Source organism: Reyranella sp., from assembly GCF_004297265.1.
Classification (GTDB): domain Bacteria; phylum Pseudomonadota; class Alphaproteobacteria; order Reyranellales; family Reyranellaceae; genus Reyranella.
The window spans coordinates 83,536-108,467 of record NZ_SCUT01000045.1 but is presented as its reverse complement, the minus strand read 5'-3'; the positions used below and the strand labels follow the sequence as shown (position 1 = coordinate 108,467).

At 66.1% G+C, this 24,932-nt stretch carries 23 protein-coding genes; 9 read left to right on the top strand and 14 right to left on the bottom strand.

Annotated features, from left to right (window positions below; all coding sequences use genetic code 11):
• The first annotated feature begins 9 nt into the window (after window positions 1-9).
• Both EPO41_RS19245 and trxC read left to right on the top strand, forming a co-directional pair.
• Window positions 10-2,094, top strand: a complete 2,085-nt coding sequence (locus EPO41_RS19245) for a lytic transglycosylase domain-containing protein (protein WP_296328307.1) — start codon at window positions 10-12, stop codon at window positions 2,092-2,094.
• 34 nt (window positions 2,095-2,128) lie between these two features.
• Window positions 2,129-2,575 (top strand): thioredoxin TrxC, encoded by a 447-nt coding sequence (gene trxC, locus EPO41_RS19240; RefSeq protein ID WP_296328304.1) that lies wholly within the window; start codon window positions 2,129-2,131, stop codon window positions 2,573-2,575.
• A gap of 2 nt (window positions 2,576-2,577) precedes the next feature.
• Here the strand turns inward: trxC and EPO41_RS19235 are convergent, their stop codons facing one another.
• From EPO41_RS19235 to EPO41_RS19220, 4 genes are all read right to left on the bottom strand, one after another.
• Window positions 2,578-3,162 (bottom strand): hypothetical protein, encoded by a 585-nt coding sequence (locus EPO41_RS19235; RefSeq protein ID WP_363247150.1) that lies wholly within the window; start codon window positions 3,160-3,162, stop codon window positions 2,578-2,580.
• 4 nt (window positions 3,163-3,166) lie between these two features.
• Window positions 3,167-4,597: a DUF6880 family protein gene (locus EPO41_RS19230; RefSeq protein WP_363247199.1), complete on the bottom strand. Its 1,431-nt coding sequence runs from the start codon at window positions 4,595-4,597 to the stop codon at window positions 3,167-3,169.
• A 278-nt stretch (window positions 4,598-4,875) separates the two neighbouring features.
• Window positions 4,876-5,841: an aldo/keto reductase gene (locus EPO41_RS19225; RefSeq protein ID WP_296328297.1), complete on the bottom strand. Its 966-nt coding sequence runs from the start codon at window positions 5,839-5,841 to the stop codon at window positions 4,876-4,878.
• 49 nt (window positions 5,842-5,890) lie between these two features.
• Entirely contained in the window at window positions 5,891-6,205 is a 315-nt protein-coding gene (locus EPO41_RS19220) for a monooxygenase (RefSeq protein WP_296328295.1), read from the bottom strand.
• A 40-nt stretch (window positions 6,206-6,245) separates the two neighbouring features.
• Between EPO41_RS19220 and EPO41_RS19215 the strand changes: the two genes are divergently transcribed.
• Genes EPO41_RS19215 through EPO41_RS19205 form a run of 3 tightly spaced genes read left to right on the top strand, consistent with a single transcriptional unit; the run spans window position 6,246 to window position 8,991 of the window.
• Window positions 6,246-6,935: a haloacid dehalogenase type II gene (locus tag EPO41_RS19215; RefSeq protein ID WP_296328292.1), complete on the top strand. Its 690-nt coding sequence runs from the start codon at window positions 6,246-6,248 to the stop codon at window positions 6,933-6,935.
• Window positions 6,932-7,942: a threonine/serine dehydratase gene (locus EPO41_RS19210; RefSeq protein ID WP_296328290.1), complete on the top strand. Its 1,011-nt coding sequence runs from the start codon at window positions 6,932-6,934 to the stop codon at window positions 7,940-7,942. The genes EPO41_RS19215 and EPO41_RS19210 overlap by 4 nt, the downstream gene beginning before the upstream one ends.
• The gene (locus tag EPO41_RS19205; protein ID WP_296328288.1) at window positions 7,939-8,991 is read left to right on the top strand and encodes an adenylate/guanylate cyclase domain-containing protein; all 1,053 of its coding nucleotides are present in this window, start codon (window positions 7,939-7,941) and stop codon (window positions 8,989-8,991) included. The genes EPO41_RS19210 and EPO41_RS19205 overlap by 4 nt, the downstream gene beginning before the upstream one ends.
• Here the strand turns inward: EPO41_RS19205 and EPO41_RS19200 are convergent.
• The 8 genes from EPO41_RS19200 to EPO41_RS19165 all read right to left on the bottom strand — a co-directional run bounded on the left by EPO41_RS19200 (window position 8,982) and on the right by EPO41_RS19165 (window position 17,970).
• Window positions 8,982-9,950 carry a branched-chain amino acid ABC transporter permease gene (locus EPO41_RS19200; RefSeq protein WP_296328286.1) on the bottom strand — a complete coding sequence of 323 codons (969 nt, stop codon included), beginning with the start codon at window positions 9,948-9,950 and terminating at the stop codon, window positions 8,982-8,984. The two genes, EPO41_RS19205 and EPO41_RS19200, sit on opposite strands and share 10 nt — an antisense overlap.
• The gene (locus tag EPO41_RS19195; RefSeq protein ID WP_296328285.1) at window positions 9,947-10,819 is read right to left on the bottom strand and encodes a branched-chain amino acid ABC transporter permease; all 873 of its coding nucleotides are present in this window, start codon (window positions 10,817-10,819) and stop codon (window positions 9,947-9,949) included. Before EPO41_RS19195 ends, EPO41_RS19200 begins: the two co-directional genes overlap by 4 nt.
• Before the next feature lie 8 nt (window positions 10,820-10,827).
• The gene (locus EPO41_RS19190) at window positions 10,828-11,532 is read right to left on the bottom strand and encodes an ABC transporter ATP-binding protein (RefSeq protein ID WP_296328283.1); all 705 of its coding nucleotides are present in this window, start codon (window positions 11,530-11,532) and stop codon (window positions 10,828-10,830) included.
• Window positions 11,533-11,547: 15 nt separating this feature from the next.
• The gene (locus EPO41_RS19185) at window positions 11,548-12,327 is read right to left on the bottom strand and encodes an ABC transporter ATP-binding protein (protein WP_296328279.1); all 780 of its coding nucleotides are present in this window, start codon (window positions 12,325-12,327) and stop codon (window positions 11,548-11,550) included.
• Between the two features lie 29 nt (window positions 12,328-12,356).
• The gene (locus tag EPO41_RS19180) at window positions 12,357-13,670 is read right to left on the bottom strand and encodes an ABC transporter substrate-binding protein (protein ID WP_363247145.1); all 1,314 of its coding nucleotides are present in this window, start codon (window positions 13,668-13,670) and stop codon (window positions 12,357-12,359) included.
• Between the two features lie 76 nt (window positions 13,671-13,746).
• Window positions 13,747-15,609, bottom strand: coding sequence for an alkyl sulfatase dimerization domain-containing protein (locus tag EPO41_RS19175; protein WP_296328276.1), 1,863 nt, complete (start codon window positions 15,607-15,609; stop codon window positions 13,747-13,749).
• A gap of 95 nt (window positions 15,610-15,704) precedes the next feature.
• A complete protein-coding gene (locus EPO41_RS19170) occupies window positions 15,705-16,682 on the bottom strand; it encodes a tripartite tricarboxylate transporter substrate binding protein (RefSeq protein ID WP_296328274.1) in 978 nt (325 codons plus the stop codon).
• A 94-nt stretch (window positions 16,683-16,776) separates the two neighbouring features.
• Complete coding sequence (locus EPO41_RS19165; RefSeq protein ID WP_296328272.1) at window positions 16,777-17,970, bottom strand: MFS transporter; 1,194 nt, start codon at window positions 17,968-17,970, stop codon at window positions 16,777-16,779.
• Between the two features lie 71 nt (window positions 17,971-18,041).
• On the opposite strand from EPO41_RS19165, the gene EPO41_RS19160 reads away from it, so the two are divergent.
• From EPO41_RS19160 to EPO41_RS19145, 4 genes are all read left to right on the top strand, one after another.
• Window positions 18,042-18,836 carry a helix-turn-helix transcriptional regulator gene (locus EPO41_RS19160; RefSeq protein ID WP_296328270.1) on the top strand — a complete coding sequence of 265 codons (795 nt, stop codon included), beginning with the start codon at window positions 18,042-18,044 and terminating at the stop codon, window positions 18,834-18,836.
• Between the two features lie 168 nt (window positions 18,837-19,004).
• Window positions 19,005-20,819 carry an FAD-dependent oxidoreductase gene (locus tag EPO41_RS19155; protein WP_296328267.1) on the top strand — a complete coding sequence of 605 codons (1,815 nt, stop codon included), beginning with the start codon at window positions 19,005-19,007 and terminating at the stop codon, window positions 20,817-20,819.
• A complete protein-coding gene (locus EPO41_RS19150; protein ID WP_296328266.1) occupies window positions 20,804-22,648 on the top strand; it encodes a 2-oxoacid:acceptor oxidoreductase subunit alpha in 1,845 nt (614 codons plus the stop codon). The genes EPO41_RS19155 and EPO41_RS19150 overlap by 16 nt, the downstream gene beginning before the upstream one ends.
• Window positions 22,645-23,700, top strand: coding sequence for a 2-oxoacid:ferredoxin oxidoreductase subunit beta (locus EPO41_RS19145; protein ID WP_296328264.1), 1,056 nt, complete (start codon window positions 22,645-22,647; stop codon window positions 23,698-23,700). Before EPO41_RS19150 ends, EPO41_RS19145 begins: the two co-directional genes overlap by 4 nt.
• 35 nt (window positions 23,701-23,735) lie before the next feature.
• Here EPO41_RS19145 and EPO41_RS19140 read toward each other — a convergent pair whose 3' ends face one another.
• Together EPO41_RS19140 and EPO41_RS19135 are read right to left on the bottom strand one after the other, a co-directional pair.
• On the bottom strand, window positions 23,736-24,221 hold the full coding sequence (locus tag EPO41_RS19140) for a hypothetical protein (protein WP_296328262.1): 486 nt from the start codon (window positions 24,219-24,221) through the stop codon (window positions 23,736-23,738).
• On the bottom strand, window positions 24,218-24,883 hold the full coding sequence (locus tag EPO41_RS19135; RefSeq protein ID WP_296328261.1) for an XRE family transcriptional regulator: 666 nt from the start codon (window positions 24,881-24,883) through the stop codon (window positions 24,218-24,220). Before EPO41_RS19135 ends, EPO41_RS19140 begins: the two co-directional genes overlap by 4 nt.
• Between the last annotated feature and the right edge of the window lie 49 nt (window positions 24,884-24,932).

Here is a 24,932-nt window from a genome sequence, read left to right as displayed (position 1 = left end):
ATTCTTGGCGTGAAACACAAGAAATCCCCCTTCATCCTGTTGGCGGCCCTGCTTGCCGCCGCGCCGGCCCTGGCCCAGATCGCGGCGCCGACCACCGGCGTGCGGCGGCTGCCGGGCGACGTCGAAAAGCCGAGCCCGCCGGCGCCCTCGGAGGCTTCTCCTGCACCCGCCGTGCAGGGACGCGGCGCGCCGGCCGCAGCGCCGCAGCCCGTCGCCGCGGATCCGCTCAGCGCCGCGGAGATTGCAGCCTTCACCGCTGCCCTGAAGGCAATCGACGATGGTCGTTGGGCCGATGCGCGGGCCGCGGTCGCCAATTTCCGCAATACGCTGCTCGACCGCTACGTCGCCTGGAGCATCCTGCGGCTTGCCCCCCGAACGGAGGCGAACTTCACGGCGACCTGGCGCTTCCTGCGCGAGCAACCCGACTGGCCCGAGCCCGAGGTGCTGCGCCGCCAGGCGGAGGAGCGGATCGGACCCGAGACACCCGCCACGGACGTCGTCCGCTATTTCACCGCCTTTCCGCCGCTCACCAGCACCGGCCACATGCGCAGGCTCGAGGCGGCCAGCACGGCGGCGCCCAACGACGTCGCCCGCTTCGCCCGTGACACCTGGCAGAACGCCACGCTGCGCAATTCCGACGAGAACGATTTCCTCAATCGCTACGCCCAGCTCCTGACCGGGCCGGACCAGATCGCCCGCTTCGACCGCATCCTCCGCGAGGGCCGCCACCAGGTGGCCCGCGATCTCGTGCCGAAGCTGCCGCCCGACTATCAACCGATCGCCAATGCCCGCCTCGCCATGGCGACGCGCGCGGCCGACGCCGGCACGCTCTTGAAGGCAGTTGCGCCGGCGCGTCTTGCGGAAGCGCCGCTTCGCCTGGAGCGCGTGCAGTGGATACGGCGCACGGGAACGCTCGACGAGGCGAAGGCCGCTCTTTCCGGCTCGATCCCCAACCAGACCGACGCGTGGTGGACCGAGCGCAATCTCGTCGTGCGCGGCCTGCTGGACGCCAACCGCCCCGCCGACGCCTATGCCGTCGCCATCGGGCACGGGCTCACCAAGGGCGTTTCCTTCGCAGAAGCGGAGTTCCTTGCGGGCTGGATCGCCCTGCGCCAGCTCAAGAAGCCGGCCGTCGCGCTGAAGCATTTCTCGACGCTGTACGACGGTGTCTCGACCGACATCTCGAAGAGCCGCGGCGCCTACTGGCTCGCCCGCACCTATGAGGCGGCCAGGCAGACCAAGGACGCCAGCGACTGGTATGGGCGCGCCGCCGGCTACGGCCAGACCTTCTATGGCCAGCTCGCCGCCAAGAAACTCCAGGGCGTCAACCCGAAGCTGCCGGTCGATCCGGTACCCACCCCCGCCGAGAAACAGGCGCTGGCCGGGCGCGAGCTCGCGACGATGGCGCGTTATCTCGGCCAGGTCGAGGAGTACGACCGGGCTCGCCCGTTCCTGCTGCGCCTCGCCCGCTCGATCACGACGCCAGGCGAAGTGGCGCTGCTGGCCCAGCTCTCCCTCGACCTGAAGCGTCCCGATGTCGGCCTTACCGTGGCCCGCCGCGGCGCGGAGAACGGCGTGGTGCTGTTCGATGCGGCCTTCCCCATCGTCGATCTCGGCGCGACCGGGCCGATCGAGCGCGCCCTGGCCCTGGCGCTCACCAAGCAGGAGAGCTCGTTCAATGCCGGCGCGGTTTCAACGTCCGGTGCGCTGGGCCTCATGCAGCTCCTGCCCGGTACGGCGCGTGACGTCGCGGGCCGCCTCAGCGTCCCCTTCATCCAGGACAAGCTGACTCGCGATCCCGCCTACAACGTCCAGCTCGGCAGCCAGTATCTCGCGGAGATGCTGCAGCGCTTCGGCGGTTCCTACGAGCTGGCGCTGGCGGCCTACAATGCCGGGCCCAACAGGGTCGCGCGCTGGATCGAGGCCGGCGGCGACCCGCGCACCGCCAGGATCGACATGGTCGACTGGATCGAGATGATCCCCTTCCGGGAGACGCGCAACTACGTGCAACGCATCATGGAGGGCGTGACCGTCTATCGCAGCCGTCTCAACGGCCCCCACCAGACCGTGCCGCCGGCAGTCGGCCGGTCGTAGGTCGCACCGTGGTCCAACTGCTTCGAGGTACGCCATGACCGATGCCCTGCTCCTCGCCTGTCCGCGCTGCAACACCCTGAACCGCTTCCCGCGGGAGAGACTGGCTGCGGGCAACAAGGGCAAGTGCGGCCAGTGCGGCTCGCCGCTGTTCGACGGCCATCCCGTCGCCCTCGACGGTCGCAGCTTCGAAGCCCATGCCGGCAAGAGCGACCTCCCGGTGCTGGTGGACTTCTGGGCCCCCTGGTGCGGCCCCTGCAAGGCCATGGCGCCGCAATTCGAGCGCGCGGCAGCCCGGCTGGAACCCGCCGTGCGGCTGGCCAAGATCAACACGGACGAGGAGCAGGAACTCGCGCAACGGTTCGGCATCCAGGGGATTCCGACGATGATCCTGTTTCACCATGGCAAGCCGATCGCCCGCCAATCCGGCGCCATGGACGCCAGTGCCATCGAGCGTTGGACGCGCGACGCGCTGGCGCGCTGAGTTCAGTCGTCCACGGACGGCAGATCGAGGGCCGAGCGTAGCCGTCCTCTGCCGCGTTCGTAGAGCATGGTGTCGGCTGCCGAGGCGACGATATCAGCGTACGGCCTGAAACCGTCGATGACCTTGTTGAAAGGGATCGTCCCGCAGCCAGGAACGAGGCAGTCGAGCTTGCCCTTGGGGCACGTACTGTAGCGGCAGAGCCGGCCGAGATAGCGGTCGCTGCCCGGCTCGAACAGAAACACGTCGACACGGTTGCTGGGCGTGCTGATTCCCGTGCCCGCCTCAAAGGCGGTGGTCAGAGATCGCGCCAGGGCTCGGCGCATCTCCTCCAGGCGGTCCTGGGAGTGAAGCCAGACCGCCAGATCGAGATCACTACATTCGTGCCAGACTTCGATGCGCGCGCGGCGGTACTCCGAAAAGCGTGGCACCTCCTTCCACAGGCGCTTGGCGACGGAGCCGATGACGGCCACGGCCTGCACCTCCGGAAACGCGGCGAATGCGTCCGCCACCACATCGGCAGCCATGCGGAATTCCCGCTGTTGGCGAATTAGATACTGATTCTGTCGCTCTATCTCGGACCGACGCATGGCTTCACCCCAGAAACTCCATGAAGCTGCGCTTGAGCCTGTGACGCTGCTTGAGCGTCGCGATATATTGAGCCTGGGCAGCCGGATCGCGCAATCGCGCCATGCGGGCGATCAGCCGGCAAGCCTCTTTGGCGCCCGTGCGGCCGCCAGTGCTGATGTGGAATTCGACATTCCGGGCATGGGCCGCGAGCACCTCCTGCGGATGAGTCTTCTCACTCGCCTCGGCCAGCGGCCCCGTGAGATACGGCCCCATCTCAGGGTGACCACGCAGGGCGGTCCACGCCGCATCGTACATCTTCTCTTCCATGAGGATTAGGATGAACGTGCTGACGGCCATATCCCCGGTCATGGGTCGGCTGGCCGCTGCCTTCGCCTCCATGTATGTCAACGCGCGTTCGCCTGCAGCCTTCCCGCCCAGCTTTCGAAGCTGCCGATAGAGATCCAGGCTTGGAGCCTTTTCGAAGGCTTTCCACAGAGTTGAGGCGGCATCTTCCTTCCGCCCGGCCTTTGCCAGGAGGTCGACGACGAAGAGCACCAGCCTTCCATCCGGCCGCTCGTCCTCGAACATCCACAGCCCCTCCTCCGCGTGCCGCAACGCCTCTTCCTTGCGGCCCTCGGCGAGGCAGAACTTCGCCAACGTCAGATAGTCGGATGACGTCGACAGGTTCCGGGATCGCAACGCGATGCGCGCCTCGACATCGCCATCGCGCTCGGCGAAGAAGTCGAGGATGTCGATAAGGACGGAAGCGTCGTTCTCGTTCTTCTCGGGCTTTCGCGTCGGCGGCGGCAGCTTTTCCCAGGCTTCGACGGCAAGGCGTCGATATTCGGCGAGCCCCGCTTCGCCCAACGCCTCGTCGTACCGCACCACGGCCCGATAGAAAGTATCGTACTGGCCATAGATTTGGCGCGGGAAGAGATCACGCGCGAGCATGACAGGGTCGGGCTTCGCCGCCAGACACGCGGCGAGATGGATGTCGCCGGCCTGCTCCAGCAGAGCATGTCCTTCGCCGTCGGAATCGCCGATGTCGTCGACCGCATCTTCGATGCGGTCGATGGTGTGCAGGACGAGCTTCATGGCCAGAGCGGCATGCCGTCCCTGGACAAGTTGAGACACGGCATCGAGAGCGGCATCGACATTGTCGGCCCAGTCGTGGGCTCCGTCGTAGCCGACGGAGCCTCCCGTGCGGGTAGCGACATCGATCGCCCGACGCAGCTCCTTTTCCAGACGCTTGACGTCGCGGGTGGAAGAGGCTGTGGCGGCGATATCGAGCTTTCGGAAGAGAGCCGTGTCGCGCTCGGCGATCTCGACGACCATCTCGACCAGGGCATCGACGCCCTTCTGTTTCAGATGAGCGCGGATGCGGTCGAGGACCGAAGGTCCGCCCTCCCCGCCGTCGTCGGCGACCTCGTTGGCAGCAAGGCCGGTCGCCACCATGTGCTTGCAGAAGCCCCAATCGCGGAAGGCCGGGCACGAGCATTCGCCACGGATCTTCTTTCCCCGCCCCGTCAGCACGGTGCGGTAGTCTTCCGAACCTAGGACCCGGGCGAGCACCCGGTCCCGCTCCACGGACAGGAGATCGACCTGGCCGTCGCGCTGATATTCCTCGCCCCGCGCGAACACCTTGGGGCCGGCCTGTTCGCGCAAGACTGCGACGTCGAAACGAGGTTGGGTCGCACGCTTCGCCATCGCCGATGCTTCCGTCAGATCTTGTGCTAGCCGCCGATCCGCTGCACGGCCGCCGCCGGCAGCGGGCCCTTGTTCACCGCGGAGATTGCTTCCTCGAGGTGCTGCAGCGTCGAGTAGCCGACCAGCATCGTCGAGACGTTCGGATGCGAGATCACGAAGCGCTCGCCCAGTTCGGTGAGGCTGGCGGCACCTGCTTCCTCAACCAGGGGCTCCAGTTGCTTGGCGCGCTCGACGTCGCCCGCGAAGTCCGGGGCCGAGCCGATCGGCGGGACCTGTTGTTGGGCCAGCGGATGGCGGTCGGTCGTGCCGGCGAGGGCTCCGCCCGCCAATGCGCGGATGACGATCGTGCCCATGCCGGCGGCCTGCGCCCGGTCGAGCAGGCGGCCATAGTCGAGGCCGGGGACGCCCTTGGGCATCGGCCCGCCGGCACTGGGGTTCAGGGCGTTGTAGACGACCTGCACCGTGTCGAAGAGCTTTGAATCGACGGCCTTCAGCAGCGCGGCGGGCTCGCCCACGCCGCTGAAGCCGATGAAACGGGTCTTACCCTCCTTCCGCAGCTTCTCGAGCGCCGGCACCACCTCGTTCAGGGCGATCTCGACATCCAGATTGTCCCCGCCGTCCGTGGCTGCCAGCGGATTGTGGAGCTGCAGCAGATCGACATGATCCCGGCCCATCCGCTTCAGGCTCTCCTCGGTCGACCGGATGACGAGGCCCGCCACGTCGGCGCGGTCTGCGGCGGTCAGGCGGAACTTGGTGCCGACCACGACGTCGGCCTTCAGCGCCTTCAGGACGCGGCCGAGATTGCGCTCCGACTCGCCGTCGCCATAGCGGGCGGCCGTGTCGAAGTAGTTGATGCCAGCCTCGATCGCACGCGCGACGGCGCGTTCCTGGTCCTGCGCGGCGCCCCTCGTGAACAATCCGCCGACGGCGCCGGCTCCGTAGCCCAGCACCGAAACCTCGAGGCCGGTCCGGCCAAGCTTGCGCTTCTGCATTGTTTTCCTTCCCGTCATGTAATCGGAGCGCGCACCCTCGGCTGCGTCCTCAAGAATTGTCGACGCGGACCTGGCCCGCTTCGTTGTCCACCACGACGTGATTGTCATAGTAGGTGACGACCGGCCGGGCGCCGAAGGCTGCTTCCATGCGCGCTTCCCACTCCGGCGTGTACCAGGCTCGAGCCGCCGCCTCCGAGGCCCAGAGATAGACGCCGCCGCCGCCCGCCTCGCCGTTGAGATAATATTTCTTCAGGAGGCCCTTCGCGCCGAGCGCGGTATAGGTCGGCGCCGATTTGGTGGCAGCTTCGACGGCAGCGTCCCGTGGACGCTTCGACATGGGGATTTGAACGATGGCGATGAACATGCTTGTTAGCCTACGGTCTGGGCCGCTGCGGAGCAATTGAATGGCCGTCATCCTGCCAGGCGTCGAGATGTGCGTCTTCGACGCCTACGGTACGCTGTTCGACTTCAATTCGGCGGTAGCGCGCCATCGCCGGACGCTCGGACCCGCGGCGGATGCCCTGTCCGAGCTGTGGCGTACCAAGCAGATCCAGTATACGTGGCTGCGCAACGCCATGGGCGCCTACGCGCCGTTCTGGCAGGTGACGGGTGAAGCCCTCGACCATTGTCTGGCGGCCCATCGCATCGCCGATCCCGCCGCGCGAGAGCGACTGATGGGCGCCTACATGGCCCTCGATCCGTTTCCCGAGGCACCGGGCATGCTGGCCTGCCTGTCGCGCGCCGGCATGCGGACCGCCATCCTGTCCAATGGCAATCCCGGCATGCTCGATCCGATGGTGACGGCATCGGGTCTCGCCAACCATTTCGAGGCGGTGCTGAGCGTCGACGAAGCGGGCGTCTTCAAGCCCGATCCACGCGTCTATCGCCTGGTCGAGGCGCGATGCGGCGTGACGCCCGACAAGGTGTGTTTCCTCTCGTCGAACTGCTGGGACGCGCACGGTGCCGCGCAGTTCGGCTTCCGCACGGTCTGGGTGAACCGCACCGGCGCGCCGGACGACAACCTCCCCGGCACACTCTCGGCCAGAATCCGCGATCTTTCCGACCTACCCGACCTGATTGGTGTTCCACGATGAGTTCGCTTCCGACTTTTGCTACTCCCACATTCGCGGACGTCCAGGCCGCTGCCCGCCGCCTGGAGGGCGTAACGATCCGCACACCGCTGCTCGAGAACGAGAGGGTCAATCGGCAGCTCGGTGGCCGCCTGTTCCTGAAGGCCGAGTGCCTGCAACGTACCGGCTCGTTCAAGCTGCGCGGCGCCTACAATTTCCTTGCCTCGATGGCCGCGGCCGACCGCGCCAAGGGCGTGGTCGGCTGGTCATCGGGCAATCATGCGCAGGGCCTGGCCGAGGCGGCCCGCCTGCTCGGCACCAAGGCCACCATCGTGATGCCGGCCGATGCGCCGGCACTCAAGGTCGCCAACACGCGGGCCAGCGGTGCGGAGGTCGTGCTCTACGACCGCGTGAAGGACAGCCGCGAGGAGATCGGCCAGGGCATCGCCGCCAGGACCGGAGCCACCATCGTGCCGCCCTACGATCATCCCTGGATCCTGACCGGCCAGGGCACCGCCGGCCTCGAGATCGCCGAGCAGGCGAAGGCTCTGGGCGTGACCCTCGATGCGGTCGCCGCGCCCTGCTCCGGCGGCGGCCTGGCGACCGGCGTGGCGCTGGGTGTCAAGGGCATCAATCCGACGACCACGGTGCATGCCGGCGAGCCCGCCGGCTTCGACGATCTCGCCCGCTCCCTCGCGTCGGGTACCAAGCAGAAGAACGAGAAGCTCTCCGGCTCGATCTGCGATGCGCTTCTGGCGCCGACGCCGGGCGACGTCACCTTCCCGCTGGCGCAGCAGGTGTTGGGGCCGGGCCTGGTCGTCACGGACGAAGAAGTGCTTGACGCGATGGAACTGGCCTTCCGCGAGTTCAAGCTGGTGGTCGAACCGGGGGGCGCCGTGGCGCTGGCCGCTGCCCTCACCGGCAAACTGCCCGTGCAGGGACGCACCGTGGCCGTCGTCTGCTCGGGCGGCAATGTCGATCACGCCACGTTCAAGCGGGCGCTGGACCGGTCGGGCAACGGCCTCGCATGACGATGTCGAGGCGCAACCGGCGCGAATGGCGGATCATCCTCTGGATCTGCCTGACCAGCGCCGTGATCAGCGGCTATTTCGGCTACGCGGTGGCTCCGGCCGACCAGGCGCCACTGTGGGGCGCCGTGCAGGGCATCCTCACGTCCCTGCTGATCGCCACGCCGGTCGCCTTCTTCGAAGTGCGGCGCGCGCGCATCAATTCGCTTGTCTGGATGCGCCGGCTGCCTCTCGCCAGCTACTTCCTCGTCAAGGTCGTGTTCTATTGCGTCGTCATCCTCGTCGGCCTGGTCCTTTCGCGCCTGCTGATGTCGATCGGAACCCGGCAGTTCGTCATCTTCGATCCGATCTTCCGGAATTCCGTTCTCTTCTCCGTCGGCATGTCGGTGGTCGGCAACCTCATCATCGAGACGGGCCGCCTGCTGGGTTTCGGCACCCTGAAGAACCTGCTGCTCGGGCGCTATGCCCGGCCCCGAAGCGAGCAAAGAGCGTTTCTGCTGATCGACATGAAGGATTCGACCGGGCTCGCGGAGAAGCTTGGCGCGATCCAGTTCCACGAGTTGCTCAATGCCTTCTTCCGTGACATCGCCGACGCCGCGCTGGAGTGCGATGCGGAAATCCACAAATACGTGGGAGACGAGGTGATCCTGACTTGGCCGGAGGGTCTCGCGCTCAGTGGAGGCGACTGCCTCGGCTGCGCGTTCCTCGCCCGCCGGAACATCGCCCGCAACGCTGCGCGCTACCGCGACCGATTCGGTGCCGTCCCCGAGTTTCGCGCGGCACTGCATTGCGGAGAGATCGTCGCCGGCGAAATCGGCGACGTGCGCAGAGAGATCGCCTATGTCGGAGACACGCTGAACGTGGCGGCGCGACTGCTCGAATCGTCCAAGACTCTCGGTCGCGACGTGCTCGTCTCTGCCGAATTGCTGGAGCAGTCCCACCTTCCGCATGATCTGCAGGTCGAGCCGCTGCCGACACTCACGATCCGCGGCCGCGACGCGCCGCTGGAGATCGCCGCGCTATCGCTGCGCGCCGACCGGGATCAGGGCTGAGGCTTGCCGGACGACTTCAGCCGGGCGAGCAGGCTTCCCAGGATGCCCTTGGGGAGGAAGATGATGAACAGGACCAGCAGGACGCCGTAGACCAGATTGTCCCAGCCGACGGCCTTGGTCCCGAAGCCGATGCGCAGGACCTCGGCCAGCAGGATGGTGATGATGGCGCCCACGGTGGGCCCGAGGGCCACGTAGATGCCGCCCACCACGGCCGCGAACACCATCTGCAGGGAGACCGCTATGCCGCTCACCGTATCGGGCGAAATGAACATCTGGTACTGGCCGTACAGGGCTCCCGCCATCGCCGTCATGACGGCGCTGATCACGGTGATGCGCAGCTTCTCGGCCGTCACGTTGACGCCCGCCGCCGCCGCCGCGTCCTCATCCTCGGAGATCGCTTCCATCGCGTAGCGGCTCATGCTGCGGTCGATCCAGTACCAGACCGCCAGGCCGCCGGCCCACACGCCGAGCGCAATCAGGTACCAGACGACCTTGTCGTCGAATTGCAGGGCCAGGAGATGGCTGCCCTTGGTGCGCTCGGGCGTGTAGCCGAGCGAGCCGCCGGTATAGTCGCGGGTCGCGATGATGATCTGCAGGACGATGCCCGACAGCGCGAGCGTCACCAGCGCAAAATAGTGGCCGGTGATGCGGAAGCGGAAGCAGGGATAGGCCACAACCAGCGCCAGCGCCCCGGCGCAGAGCATGGCCGCCGGAATGCCGATCCAGGGCGAGATCCCGAGATGGTTCCACAGCAGCGCCGTCACGTAGGCGCCGACGCCCATGAAGCCGCCATGGCCCAGCGACACAAGTCCGAAGCGCCCCATCATCGACCACGACGTGTAGGCGAAGGACCAGATGAGGATCAGCACCAGTATGTGCAGATGGTAGGGGTCGCGGTAGACGAAGGGCAGCGCGACCAGCGCGGCCAGGCCGATGCCCCAGGCGAGCTGCTTGTTCATGAGCGCTTCGCCAGGAGGCCCGCGGGCCGGATGAACATCATGACGATGAAGAAGGCGAAGGCCAGCACGTAACCCCATTCGAGGTCGGAGAAGAGGCCGCCGAGCGAGATGATCTCGGCGAACAGGAAGGCCGCCACGAAGCCGCCCACGAAGTTGCCCAATCCGCCCAGTACGCAGATCAGGAAGGTGATCGGGCCGAACGACAGCCCGACGAAGGGATGGACGTCGTACTGCAGTACCAGCAGGCAGGCCGCGAGCCCGGCCAGTCCGCCGCCGAGCGCCGACGTGACGAGGTAGATCTTCTTCGTGTCGACGCCCATCAGCGCCATGATCTGGCGGTCCTGGGCAATGGCGCGGATGGCTGTGCCGGTGTAGGTGCGCGTCATGAAGAGATAGACCGCGACCATGCCGATCAGCGCGGCGATGAAGGCCAGCAGGCGGGCGTAGCTGAAATGCATCTCGCCCAGCGCCAGCACCGGCAGACGGATGCCGAGATTGCGGAAGTCGATGCCGAAGGCCACCGTGGCGAAGCTCTGCAGCACGAACAGGACACCGCCTGTAGCCAGCAGCTGGTTGATCGGCGGCGCGCCCAAGAGCGGCGAGATCACCAGGAAGTGCAGGGCGGCACCCAGGGCCGCGACCAGCAGGATGCAGATCGGCGCGGCGACCCAGTAGGGCAGGCCGTACACCGAAAACAGGTAGTACATGCCGTACATGCCGATCATCACCAGCTCGGCGTAGCAGATCCACGTCACGTCGATGACGCCGAAGATCAGGTTGAGGCCGAGCGCGAGCAGCGCCAGCACGCCGCCCAGCAGGATGCCGTTGACCAGCGCCTCGAGCAGGTAGATGTCGAAAATTTCCATCATCGTTTCACCTAAACGCCGAGATACGCCTGCCGGATGGAATCGTCGGCCAGCAGATCGGCCGACGCGCCGGAGGCCCGGATCGAACCGGCCTCCAGCAGGTAGGCGCGATCGACGACCTGCAGCACCTGCTGCACGTTCTGCTCGACGATGAGCACCGTGAGGCCGCCGGCCCGGATGCGCTTCACCAGCTCGAACACCTGCTGCACCACGACGGGCGCTAGGCCGGCCGACGGCTCGTCAAGCAGCAGCAGCTTGGGATCGCTCATCAGCGCGCGCCCGATGGCGCACATCTGCTGCTCGCCGCCCGACATGGTCCCGGCCAGCTGGTGGCGCCGCTCCTTCATGCGTGGAAACAGGTCGAAGACGAAGTCCATGCGCTCGCGATAGCGCGCCCGCGCCTCCGGCATGAAGGCGCCCATCCGCAGGTTGTCCTCGACACTGAGCCGCGGGAACAGCCGCCGGTTCTCCGGCACATGGGCGATGCCGAGGCTCACGATGCGATGCGCCGGGGTCGCGAGCACGTCGGTGTCCTGCATGCGGATCGAGCCCTTTGTCGGGCGGATCAGGCCGGAGATGACGCGCATCAGCGTGGTCTTGCCGGCGCCGTTGGGGCCGATGACACCCACCGCCTCGCCGGCCTTGACGTCGAGGTCGATGCCGAACAGCGCCTGGAACCTGCCGTAGCCGGCGTCGATCGATCTGAGTTCGAGCATTGTGCGCCCCCCCCGTCAGCGGGTGGCCGGGCTGCCGCCCGCCGCGGCGGCGGCGGCGGCGGTGGCCTGCGTGGCGTGGGCATCGGTACCGAGATAGACCTCGATCACACGGGGATCGTGCGACACCGCGCTCGGCAGGCCCTCGGAGATCTTTTCGCCGTGGTCGAGCACCATGACGCGGTCCACGACCTTCATCAGCACGCCCATGATGTGCTCGACCCAGATGATGGTGATGCCGAGTTCGCTGCGGATCTTGCGCAGCATGTCGGCGGCCTGGTCCATCTCGGTCTCGTCGAGGCCGCCGAGGCTCTCGTCGGCCAGCAGCAGCTTCGGCCCCGTCGCGATCGCCTTGGCCAGTTCCAGTTTCTTGAGGCCTGCCGCCCCCAGCCCGTCGACGTTGGCACCGCGATCGGTCGGCAGGCCGACCATGGCGAGTGCGCGCTCGGCCGCCTCCTCCGCCCGTATCAGGCTGTGGCGGCCCTGCCCGTAATAGCCGGCCAGCACCACGTTCTCGAAGATGCTCAGGCGGCGAAAGGGCCGCGGAATCTGGAAGGTTCGCCCGACGCCGCTGTTGATGATGCGATGCGACGGCAGGCCCGCGATTTCCCGGCCGTCGAACCGGATCGACCCGGAAGTCGGCGCGAACGTTCCCGACAGCATATTGAAGATCGTGCTCTTGCCCGAGCCGTTGGGGCCGATCAGGCCGAGAATCTCGCCCTGATCGACCTTGAACGATACGTTGTTTACGGCCGTGAACCCGCCGAAACGCTTTACCAAACCCTCGACGACCAACACGGCGTGCCCTCGTTCTTTGCGGCCGCGGCCTACTGGTTGCTGAATCCCGAGGTCTTGGGCAGGGGCAGCACCGGCTCGCGCTGCTGCTGGCTCTTCGGCCACACCACGTACGACTTGTCGTCGACATACTGGATGATGACGGGGAAGGAGCGCTCGTTCTGTCCGGCGATCGGCGAGCCCTCGCCCGCGAACTTCACGCCGAAGCCCAGCATCGTGCCGCCCTCCGGCAGGTCGACCTCGAGAGCCGCCTTGCGCAGCGCGTCGGGATCGACGCCGCCATACTTCTTGATGGCGCGCGGCAACACCTCGGAGAAGAACACGTAGGCGTTGGAAGCGGCGATACCCACATGCGCCGAACGGATCGCGACGCCCGGCTTGATCTTGTCGAATTCCTCCCCGACCATCTTGATCATCGGCGGCAGCTTGGGATCGAGCGTCGCCTGGTTGGCCAGCCAGATCGAGATCGGATCGATATTGAACACATAGTTCACATCGTTGCCCATGCCGTCCTTGAGCTTCTCGTAGACGCCGTAGCCCGCGCCATGGCCGACCAGCGCACCGAACTTCAGTCCCTGCTCGCGTGCCTGGCGGGCGAACAGCGTGATGTCGGGGTTGTAGCCGGTATGGAAGATCACGTCGGGACGGGCCCGCTTCAGCTTGGTCACCAGCGACGACAGGTCGGGCGCCGTCGCGGAATAGCCTTCCTTCATCACGATGTTGAAGCCGGCCTTCTTGGACCCCGCTTCGTTGCCCTTGGCCACGTCGACGCCGTACGAGCCGTCCTCGTGGATGATCGCCACGCGCATGTCCTTCGGCTCCTTGCCGAACTTCGCCTTTGCGTTCTTCTCGATCATGTCGGCGGCCATGAGGCCGAACTGCTGGCCACTCGCCTGCGGGCGGAACACGTACTTCAGGTTCTTGTTCTCGACCACACCCGTCGAAATGCAGGTCGTGATCCACATGAAGCTCTTTAGCTGCTCGACGCGCGCCGCGACGGGCACGCATTGCGCCGAGGAAAAGAACCCCATCACGAGGTTGACCTTCTCCTGCTCGATCAGGCGAACGGCTTCGTTGATGGCGACGTCCGGCTTGCTCTGCGCGTCGGCGTAGATCGCTTCGATCTTGTAGCCCTCGACTCCACCCTGCTTGATGAAGTTGTCGATCATGATCTTGGCGCCGGTGTAGTTCAGCTCCGAGCCGCCGCCGGCCAGCGGGCCGGTCAGGTCGTAGATGACGCCGATCTTGATTTTCTTTTCCTGGGCCTGGGCGGAGACCGCCATGCCCAACGCCGTCACGGCGGCAAGCGCCCCACCCAGAATGCGGACAGCCCTACGCATGAGCATGAACTCCTCCCATAGACTTTTGATATTCGTTGTCCCCATCACAGGGAACACGGGAGGTTCTGTCAAGCGTTTCGCGCTAGCGTCCCTCTCCTGGCGTGAGGATCTCGAACATCATTCCCGCCGGCGGGTCCATCATTGCAAACAGCGCACCGAGCTTCGGGATCTCGCCTTCGAGCTTCAACGCACCGCTCGCCAGCGCGTCGGGAATGGTGAGCTTGCGCATCACGATATGGTCCATCGTGGCGCGCGTCGTCGTCACCGATACGTCGGCGTTGGCCGCGACCTCACCCATGCGATGCGTGAGCGTGCTGTGCTTCAAGGTGAGCACCAGCGTCTCGCTGCGATCGGTGAAGCGCCAGTTGACGACCAGCGACTGCCCTGCCGCCTTCTTTGCATCGAGGCGGATCGCCATGAGGTCGAAGAAGACGTCGCTGGTCAGCCCGGCCAGCGTGTCGGCTCCCATGCCGGGCCGCACCGGCATCTGGAAGACGCCATGGCGCAGTTCCTGCGCGCCGTAGAGGAAGGCGTTGCGCCACGTGGCGGACTCGGCCTGGTAGCCCATCTGCTCCAGCGCATCGGCGCACAGTGCGCAGGCCTCCTTGTTGTCCGGCTCGGCGTAGACGACCTCCTTCATGACCTGCGCCACCCAGCGGTATTCGCCCCTGGCGAAGTCTGCCCGCGCGCGCTCGATCACCGCCGCCGCGCCGCCCATGTATTCGACGAACTTTCGCGCCGCCGGGGCCGGCGGCAGCGGGTGCAGGTTGCAGGGATTGGCGTCGTACCAGGACAGATAGCGCTGATAGACGGCCTTCACATTGTGGCTGACCGACCCGTAATAGCCGCGGACGGTCCAGCGCTCGGCGAGTCCGGGCGGCAGGTCGATCGCCTCGGCGATCTCGGCCGGCCGCCAGCCGCGGTTCATGTAGCGCAGGGTCTGGTCGTGAATGTGCTTGTAGAGATCGCGCTGCGCCTCGAGGTAGTCGATGATCTTGCTGTTGCCCCAGGTCGGCCAGTGGTGCTGGCCGATCAGCACCATCGTCTTCGGTCCGTACATCGCGATGGCATCGCCAATGTACTTCGCCCAGATGCGCGGATCGCGCGCCACGGCGCCACGCAGCGGGATGAAGTTGTGCAGCAGCGGACAGGCGTTCTCCGCCATGTTGAGCACGCCGAACTGCGGATAGAACATGTGCATCTCGGCTGGCGCCTCGGTCTCCGGCGCCAGCTGGAACACGATCTCGACCCCGTCGATCACATGCGTCTCGACCGGCTTCACGATCGACTGAGTCGGCGCGATCAGCCCGGGTGTGCCGCGCGCGACGCTCTTGCCGAGGCCGGCATCGACCTGGCCGCGCGGACCGCGCGGCAGCATGGTGCCGAACTGGAACTGAGCGCGACGGGCCATCGGCGGGCCGGCCAGCACGTTCTCACCCGACACCGCCTCCATGAAGCCGGCCGGCGCGATCACCCGCACCTTCCCTGCCTTCACGTCGGCCTCGTCGACCACCCCGCGCACGCCGCCGTAATGGTCGACATGGCTGTGGGTGTAGATCACGGTGACCACCGGCTTGCGGGGCCGGTGCGCGTAGTAGAGATCCAGTGCGGCGCGCGAAACCTCGGCGGTGGTCAGCGGGTCGATCAGGATCAGGCCGCTGTCGCCCTCGATCACCGTCATGTTGGCGATGTCGAAGCCGCGCAGCTGGTAGAGCCGGTCCGTGACCTTGAACAGACCGTTGGCGAGATTGAGGCGCGCGATCCGCCACAAGCTGGGATTGACCGTGTCCGGCGCCAGCTCGCCTTCGATGAAGGCGTATTCGCCCAGGTTCCAGAGCACCGTGCCTCCACCGGTGCGCACGATCCCCTCGGGTACGGTCGCGACCAGGCCGCGCTTCGCGGCTGCGAAGTCGGCCGTGTCGGCGAAGGGAAGTTTCGCCGCCATGGCCGCATTGGCGGCTTTGGTTGCAGGTTCGGCGTCGCGCGCGGCGTCGAGATGGGAGGAAGGAACCGGAACGGACGACGCGGACGCCATGACTGTCAGCCCTCGACCTTGATGTTGTTTTCCTTGACGACCTTGCTCCAGCGCTCGGTCTCGGATCTCACGCGATCGAGATAGGCCTGCGGCGTGCTGCCCGTCGTGAAGAAACCCAGCTCGGCGAACCGCTTCTTGACCGCCGGATCCTTGAGCGTGTCGAGACACAGCGCGTTCAGCTTCTCGACGATCGGCGCCGGCAATCCCGCAGGACCCACGAGCCCGAAGAAGGCCGCGCTTTCCAGGTCCTTCATGCCGAGTTCGGCCACGGTCGGAACGTCGGGACAGACGGTGGAGCGCTCAGGCGACGCGACGGCGATGCCGGTCAGGCGGCCCGCGGCCACGTGCGTGCCGGTCGGCAGCACGACGTCGATCATGATCGGCAGGTGGCCGCCCATGACGTCGCGCAATGCATCGGCCGCGCCCTTGTAGCTGACGCTCTCGAGATTGAGCTTGTTGCGGGTGCGGAAGAGTTCACCCCAGAGGTGAGGCTGGTTACCCATGCCCGACGTGGCGTAGCGCACCCGCTGCGGCTGCTTGTTCACCCATCCGGCGAACTCCGCGTAGTTCTTTGCCGGCAACGCCTTGCCGTCGATCGCCAGGAGATCGGGGATGTCGACCAGGGTCGAGATCATCTGAAAATCCTTGAGCGGATCGAACGGCTGCTTCAGGCCGAGGGCGACATTGGTCGCCATCGTCGCGGCGCCCAGCAGCAGCGTGTTGCCGTCCGGCTTGGCCTTGGCCACCAAGTCCATGCCGATGATGGTGTTGCCGCCGCCCTTGTTTTCGACGATCACCTGCTGCCCGAGCATGCCCGACAGCTTCTCGGCGACAATGCGGGCGGCCGTGTCTGTCGAACCACCGGCAACGTAAGGCACCACCAGCCGGATCGGTTGGCTGGGCCAGGCCTGCGCCCGCACCGATGAAGTTCCGACGATCGTCCAGCCGGCGGCTCCCGCCAGTACGCCACGTCTCTTGATCATGATCCTGCCCTCAGATGTTTGGTTTGGGCGCAGGATCGCAAACGCGCGCCGGCCGCGCAATGCGGGCGCGGCCGTCGTCTTGCAGGAAGAGGTTCTATTCGGCCGGCTTGGGCGCCGCCGCGATGGCGTGCACGTCCTTTTCGCTGGGCAGCATCGACAAGGCCAGGAACGAACAGAAAGCCACTCCCGCCAGCACCGACAGCAGCACGGGGAAGCCCGCGTCCCTCACCGCCGGACCGATCAGCGCCACGACGAAGGAGCTGACGCCGAAGCCGATCGCCAGGCGAACGCCGGTGACCCTGCTGCGCATGCGGTCGTCGATGTAGCGCACGATCATGGCGTCGGTGAACGGAATGGCGCCGAACACCAGCAGCATGAAGGCGATGGCCGTGAGGAACAGCGCCCAGCCCTCGACCTGCGAGGCGATCAGGAACAGCGGCACCTGCAGCAGCACGATCGGCAGGTAGATGTTCTTCAGCGGATAACGATCGATCAGCTTGCCGACCACAAGCTGAGCGAGTGAGGCGAGCGAGAAGATGATGAACAGCATCGTGGCCAGCATCGCCGGATCCTGCGCGATGCTCCTGGCGCGGTTGGCCAGCAGCTCGCCGTTTCCGTTGGTCGTGAAGTTGAAGATGATGCTGCCGGTCACCGCGGTGAAGGTCATGATGGCGAACACGCGCGCCATGACCGACGGCGGCAGGTCGAGCATCTTGGCCTTGCGCTTGGCCGGCGCCATTTCCTCGCGCGGCACCAGGGCCACGAAGGCGACGGCGCAGACCAGGCAGATGGCGCCGGGGATGATGAAGGCCGCCTGCCAGCCGAAGCGTTGCGCGATGTAGACGGAGAGGCCGGCGGCGATCGCGATGCCCATGTTGCCCGCCAGGCCGTTCACGCCGATCGTGAAGCCGGGATTCTTGGCCTTCTGGACCAGCATGGGGATGCCGACCGGGTGATAGATCGAGGCGAAGGCACCCATGAGGGTCAACGCCGCACCGATCTGCCACTTGTTGGTACAGAGCGCGATGATCAGCGCCGAAATGCCCATGCCGACGAAGAAGATCACCATCATGATCCAGCGGCCCCAGTGGTCGCCAAGGCGGCCGCTCACGATCGAGCCGGCGCCGAACATGAAGAGCGCGCCGTAGTTGAACGGCGTGAGTTCGGTCCACTCGACGCCCCACACCCCGGCGATGACGCCCCAGGAATAGGCGAAGACCACCAGGATCCAGTGATCCATGGCATGGCCGATGTTGAGCAGGATAGAGGTGGGACTGCCGTGGCTCATCTTGTTGGTTCCTCCAGGGCGGCCAGAGTAGGCGTGACCGGCCTGTCTGTCTCGCGCTAGAATGCCAACCAATGTCGCAAAACCGCCAAGCCGTCCTGCGCTCGACGAACCCCGAGGACTACCAGCGGGTGCCGCGGGCCGTCGCGGCCATGCCCAAGGACTTCGCCGACGGGTTCGAGATCTCGCCGCATCGCCATCGCCGCGCCCAGCTCATCTATGCGACGGCCGGCACGATGCGGATTTCCACGGAACACGCCGTCTGGGTGGTGCCGCCGCAGCGGGCTTTGTGGATGCCGCCGGGCGTCCGCCATTCCATCGTGATGTCCGGCGACGTGACGATGCGCACGCTCTATCTGCGCCAGGACGCGGCGGCCGGCATGCCCGAGGTCTGTCGCGTACTGCACATTTCCCCGCTGCTGCGCGAGCTGATCGTGCGGGCGACCGAGCTGCCGGTGCACTACGACGAGCGCGGTGCCGCGGGTCATGTCGTGGCGCTGATCCTCGACGAACTGCATCACGAGCCTTCGCTGCCGCTCCACCTGCCGATGCCGCGCGACAAGCGACTGCAACGGCTGTGCTCCGCCCTGCTCGCGAATCCGGGCGACCCGCGCACGCTGGAAGGATGGGCCGGCTGGGCCAATGCCAGCCCGCGCACTCTCGCCCGATTGTTCATGACTGAAACCGGCCTGACGTTTGGCGCGTGGCGTCAGCAGGCGCGCGTGCTGGAGGCCATGGGCCGGCTGGGCGGCGGCCAGGCCGTCACCGACGTCGCGCTCGACCTGGGCTATGACAGCGTGAGCGCCTTCAGCGCCATGTTTCGCAGAGCGTCGGGAGTTTCACCCAGCGCCTATCGCCCGGCCCGCTAAAAGCCCTGTGTGCTGTGAGGGAATTTGCACACCATTGCAAATGGTTAGCAAAGAAGATTGCTTGACGCTGAATGGTAATAATCCCCCAATGCGCCCCCTGTTTGGGGTAATCTAAATCGTCGTTTACCGGAGTGTGTCGCTGCTCCCCGCCGCCGCTTGGAGTTTTGTGTGAAGCCGACTGATATCGCCAATCCCGACTACTTCCATAAGGTCGTCGATTGCCAGTGGGCATGTCCTGCCCATACGCCTGTCCCCGAGTACATCCGCTTGATCGCGCACGGACGTTATTCCGACGCCTACATGATCAACTGGAAGTCCAACGTGTTCCCCGGAATCCTCGGCCGCACCTGCGACCGTCCGTGCGAGCCGGCCTGCCGCCGCAGCCGCGTCGAGGACGAGAACCTGGTGAAGGGCAAGAAGGAACCGGTCGCGATCTGCCGCCTGAAGCGCGTCGCCGCCGACTATAAAGACGACGAAGACATCAATTCCAAGATGCCGAAGGCGCCGGAGAAGAACGGCAGGCGCGTGGCCTGCATCGGTGGCGGCCCCTCCTCGCTCACCGTGGCGCGCGACCTCGCGGTGCTGGGCTACGAGATCGTCATCTACGACCAGGATCCCAAGCTCGGCGGCTTCATTCGCACGCAGATCCCGCACTTCCGCCTGCCGGAGTCGGTGATCGACGAGGAAGTCGGCTACATCACCGGCATCGGCAACGTCGAGTTCCGCCATCAGCGTGTCGATTCGCTGAAGGCCGTGCTCGCCGAGGGCTACGACGCGGTGTTCGTCGGCTCCGGCGCGCCACGCGGCCGCGATCTCGATGTACCCGGCCGCAAGGAAGCCGCCGCCAACATCCATATCGGCCTCGACTGGCTGTCGTCGGTCTCGTTCGGCCACATCGACAAGGTCGGCAAGCGCGTGATCGTGCTGGGCGGCGGCAACACGGCGATGGACTGCTGCCGCACCGCCCGCCGCCTCGGCGGTGAGGACGTGAAGGTGATCGTCCGCTCCGGCTTCGACGAGATGAAGGCGTCGCCGTGGGAGAAGGAAGACGCGATCGGCGAGGACATTCCCATCCTCAACATGCTCGTGCCGAAGGAAGTCCGCCACGAGGGCGGCAAGATCCAGGGCGTGCTGTTCGAGAAGGTGGTCGCGAAGTACGACGACAAGGGCCGCCGCTCGCTGGTCCCGTCGGGCGAGCCCGACGAGTTCCACGAGTGCGACGACGTGCTGGTGGCGATCGGCCAGGAGAACGCCTTCCCGTGGATCGAGGAAGACGCCGGCATCGCGTTCGACAAGTGGGGCCTGCCCCAGCTCAACGAGAAGACCTTCGCCAGCACGCATCCGAAGGTGTTCTTCGGCGGCGACGCGGCGTTCGGCCCGAAGAACATCATCTGGGCGGCCGCGCACGGCCATGAGGCGGCGATCTCCATCCACAAGATGCTGATCGGCGAGAACCCCGAGGAGCGCCCCGCGCCCGGCGTCAACGTCGCCAGCCAGAAGATGGGCATCCACGAGTGGAGCTACGACAACGCACCCACGATCGACCATCGCTTCAAGGTCCCGCATCGCCCCAAGCAGGAGGCGCTGAAGGACATCATGGCCGAGGTCGAGCTGGGCTTCGATCCGCAGCTCGCCTTCAAGGAGGCGCAGCGCTGCCTGAACTGCGACGTCCAGACGGTGTTCAGCGGGCAGCTCTGCATCGAGTGCGACGCCTGCGTCGACATCTGCCCGATGGACTGCATCACCTTCACCGAGAACGCCGAGGAGAAGGAGCTGCGCCTGCATCTGACGGCGCCGGCGATGAACCCGACGCAGGACCTCTATATCGGCGCCGGCCTCAAGACCCAGAGGGTCATGGTCAAGGACGAGGATGTCTGCCTGCATTGCGGGCTGTGCGCCGAACGCTGCCCGACCGGCGCATGGGACATGCGCAAGTACTACACTGAAATGACTCACGCGGGACACGCATGCCACAAGCAATAGCCGCCGTTAACGACTTCGTCGTCAAGTTCGCGAACGTCAACGGATCCGGATCGGCCTCGGCCAACGAACTCTTCGCCCGGTCGATCCTGCGCATGGGCGTGCCCGTCAGCCCGCGCAACATCTTCCCCTCGAACATCCAGGGCCTGCCGACCTGGTACGAGGTGCGCGTTACCGAGAAGGGTTATCTCGGCCGGCGCGGCGGCGTCGACATGATGGTCGCCATGAACCCGCAGACCTGGGCCGAGGACGTGAAGGAGATCACGCCCGGCGGCTACCTGTTCTACGATTCGACCAAGCCGATGCCGTCGTCGATGTTCCGCGAGGACATCAACGTGATCGGCGTACCGCTGACGGCGATCACCAATGCCACCTACACCGACGCCCGCCAGCGCCAGCTCTTCAAGAACATCATCTATGTCGGCGCCCTTTCGGTGCTGCTCGACATCGACGAGAAACAGATCCAGCGGCTGTTCAGCGAACAGTTCAAGGGCAAGGAGAAGCTGATCGACTCCAACGTCAAGGCGATGAATCTCGGCCGTGACTGGGTGAAGCAGCATGTCGACCCGGACCTGGTGAAGCTCAAGGTGCAGCATGCCGACAATGTCGGCGACCGCATCTTCGTCGAGGGCAACAGCGCGGCCGCGCTGGGCGCCGTCTATGGCGGGGCCACGGTCTGTGCCTGGTATCCGATCACGCCGTCCTCGTCGCTGGCCGAGGCCTTCCAGAGCCATTGCAAGAAGTTCCGGCACGACAAGGAGACCGGCAAGGCCAAGTACGCGATCGTGCAGGCCGAGGACGAGCTCGCCTCGATCGGCATGGTGATCGGCGCCGCCTGGAACGGAGCGCGCTCCTTCACCGCCACGTCCGGCCCGGGCATCTCCCTGATGACCGAGTTCATCGGCCTCGCCTATTTCGCCGAGGTCCCGGCGGTGCTGGTCAACGTGCAGCGCGGCGGCCCTTCGACCGGCATGCCGACGCGCACGCAGCAGTCGGACCTGCTGGGCTGCGCCTACGCTTCCAACGGCGACACCAAGCACGTGCTGCTGTTCCCCGAGGATCCGCGCGAGTGCTTCGAGTTCACCGCCGACGCGCTCGACCTCGCTGACCGGCTGCAGACCCCGGTGTTCGTGATGACCGATCTCGACATCGGCATGAACCACCGCCTGTGCAAGCCGTTCGCCTGGGACGAGAACCGCGTGCTGGACCGCGGCAAGGTGATGACCGCCGCGGATCTCGACGCGGGCAAGACCTTCGGCCGCTACCTCGACGTCGACGGCGACGGCATCCCGTTCCGCACCTATCCGGGCACGCATCCGACCAAGGGCTCCTACTTCACGCGCGGCACGACCAAGGACGAGTTCGCGCGCTACTCGGAGGAAGGCCCGGTCTATGTGCGCAACATGGAGCGGCTGCAGAAGAAGTGGGAGACTGCGAAGAAGATCGCGCCGCAGCCGCTGCGCTATTCCTCACCCAAGCCGACCCGCTTCGGCGTGATCTATTTCGGCTCGACCAGCCCGGCGATGGACGAGGCGCTCGACCATCTCGAGGCCGAGGGCCATCACGTCAACGCGCTGCGCGTGCGCTCCTTCCCCTTCGCGCAAAGCGTCGAGGATTTCATCCACGAGCACGACCGCGTCTTCGTCGTCGAGCAGAACCGCGACGCGCAGCTGCGCACCATGCTGCTCAGCGAACACACGCTCGACGCGCGCAAGATCGTGCCCGTCCTGCACTATGACGGTACGCCGATCACGGCGCGCTTCATCGCGACCGACATCGCCACCAAGCTCGGTCAGTTCAAGGTTGTCTCGTTCGACAAGGCCGCGTCATGACCTACATCGCCAAGCCCCGCCTCCACCATCCCTCGCTGGTCAAGAACAAGGCCGGCTTCACGCGCCGCGATTACGAGGGCGCCGTCTCGACGCTGTGCGCCGGCTGCGGCCACGACTCGATCAGTGCCGCGATCATCCAGGCCTGCTACGAGCTCGACATCCTGCCTCACCAGGTCGCCAAGCTCTCGGGCATCGGCTGCTCGTCCAAGGCGCCGACCTACTTCGTGGGTGCGAGCCACGGCTTCAACACCGTCCACGGCCGCATGCCGTCGGTGATGACCGGCGCCAACCTGGCCAACCGGGACCTGATCTACATGGGCGTGTCGGGAGACGGCGATTCGGCCTCGATCGGCCTTGGCCAGTTCGCCCACGTCATGCGGCGCGGCGTCAACATGACCTACATCGTCATGAACAACGGCGTGTACGGCCTCACCAAGGGTCAGTTCTCGGCGACCGCAGACAAGGGCTCGATCAGCAAGAAGGGCGTTTCCAATCCCGATTCCTCCATCGACATGGTTTCGCTCGCCATCCTCATGGGCGCCACCTTCGTCGGCCGCTCCTTCTCGGGCGACAAGCATCAGCTCGTGCCGCTGATCAAGGCCGCCATGGCGCACAAGGGCGCGGCCTTCCTGGACGTGATCAGCCCCTGCGTCGCCTTCAACAACCATTCGGGCTCAACCAAGAGCTACGACTATGTGCGCGAGCATAACGAGGCGCTGAACCGCATCGACTTCATCGAGACCCGAGAGGAGATCACCACCTCCTACGATCCAGGCACCACGAAGACCGTGCAGCAGCATGACGGCTCGATCCTGCGCCTGCGCAAGCTCGGCGAGGACTACGATCCGTCCGACAAAGTCGCCGCCGTCAAGCGCGTCCAGGAGGGGCTGCATGCCGGCGAGGTCGTGACCGGCCTGCTCTACGTCGATCCGACCCCGAGCGACCTGCACGCCAACCTGAACACGGTCGACGTACCCCTGAACACGCTGAACGCTCCGGAGCTCTGCCCGGGCACCTCGGCGCTCGACAAGATCAACGCCAGCCTGCGTTGAGGCACTGAGTATCAATGGAGCGCGCCACTCCATTTCTACAGGTCGACCCGCTCCTCGGCGACTGACCTGCGCTGTTCCATGTTGAAGCGGCCGGCGTAGATCGGCCGTTCGCCAGTCGTCGGGCCGGGATACTGCACGATCAGGATCTCGCCGCCGGTCTCGGTCCTGAACTCCCCCTCGAAATGCGGATCGGGGTGATAGAGCATCGTGCCCGGCGTGCAGATGCGGCCGTCGATCGTGAAGTCGCCCTTCAGTACCAGCCAGACCTGCGCGAAACCGTGATAGTGCTCGGGATGCCAGGCGCCCGGCTCCAGTCTCAGGATACCGGCATTGGGCTGCGTCGGGTCGTCGGGCCGCGGATGGAACAGCATCTTGCCGGTCTCGCCCGGCCAGCGGATCGTCTCCCACTCGATCTCGTCGAGATGGCGCACCTGGTAGGGCTTGTGATCGCGCCGCGACGCCTCGCGCGTGGTACCGAGCGCCGCGTTGGCCGCCGCCGTGTCGGGAACGTGTTTGCTCATGGCTTGCTTTCCTCCTTCGGCTTTTCTTCCTTCAGTTTCGGAGACGAGAGGCGCCACCAGTCCGGCACCTCGGCCGCATCGGCGGGCTTTGCCACCGACATCAGCACCTGCGCCTGGCCGCGCCCGGCATTCTCGGCGCGATGCGGCTGCTGCGAATCGATCAGGATGCCGTCCCCCGCTTTCAGCAGGTGCCGTTCGTCGCCGACATGGAACAGCACCTCGCCCGAGAGCACGTAGCAGTGCTCCTGTCCGGGATGGGAGACGGTCGCCTCCATGCCCTTGGCGCGCGGGAAGACAAGATGGAAGACTTCCATGCGATCGAGCGGGGCGCCGCCGCCCAGATGGCGCCAGCGGTAGCCCGTCGCCGCCACCTCCTGCAGCCCGCCCTCGCCGCCCCGGTGCACGGCGACCATCGTCTTGGCCGGTGCCGCCTCGCTGGGGAAGAGCTCGTGCAATCCCAGCCCCAGGGCGTCGGCAAGCTGGATCAGGTTGGCGATCGAGGCCGCCGCCTGACCGCGCTCGAGCTTCGACAGGAAGCCCTCGGAAACCCCCGCCCGGCCGGCCACGTGCGCCAAGGTAAGGCTCGCCCCGGTCCGCGCGGCCCGCAGGCGTCGGCCGATGTCGCGGGTCGTCTCGGCGATTCGCTCGGATGATCTGCTCATTCGTACCAGATGGACTGGACTTTCATATAAGGCAAGTAATCTTTCTCTC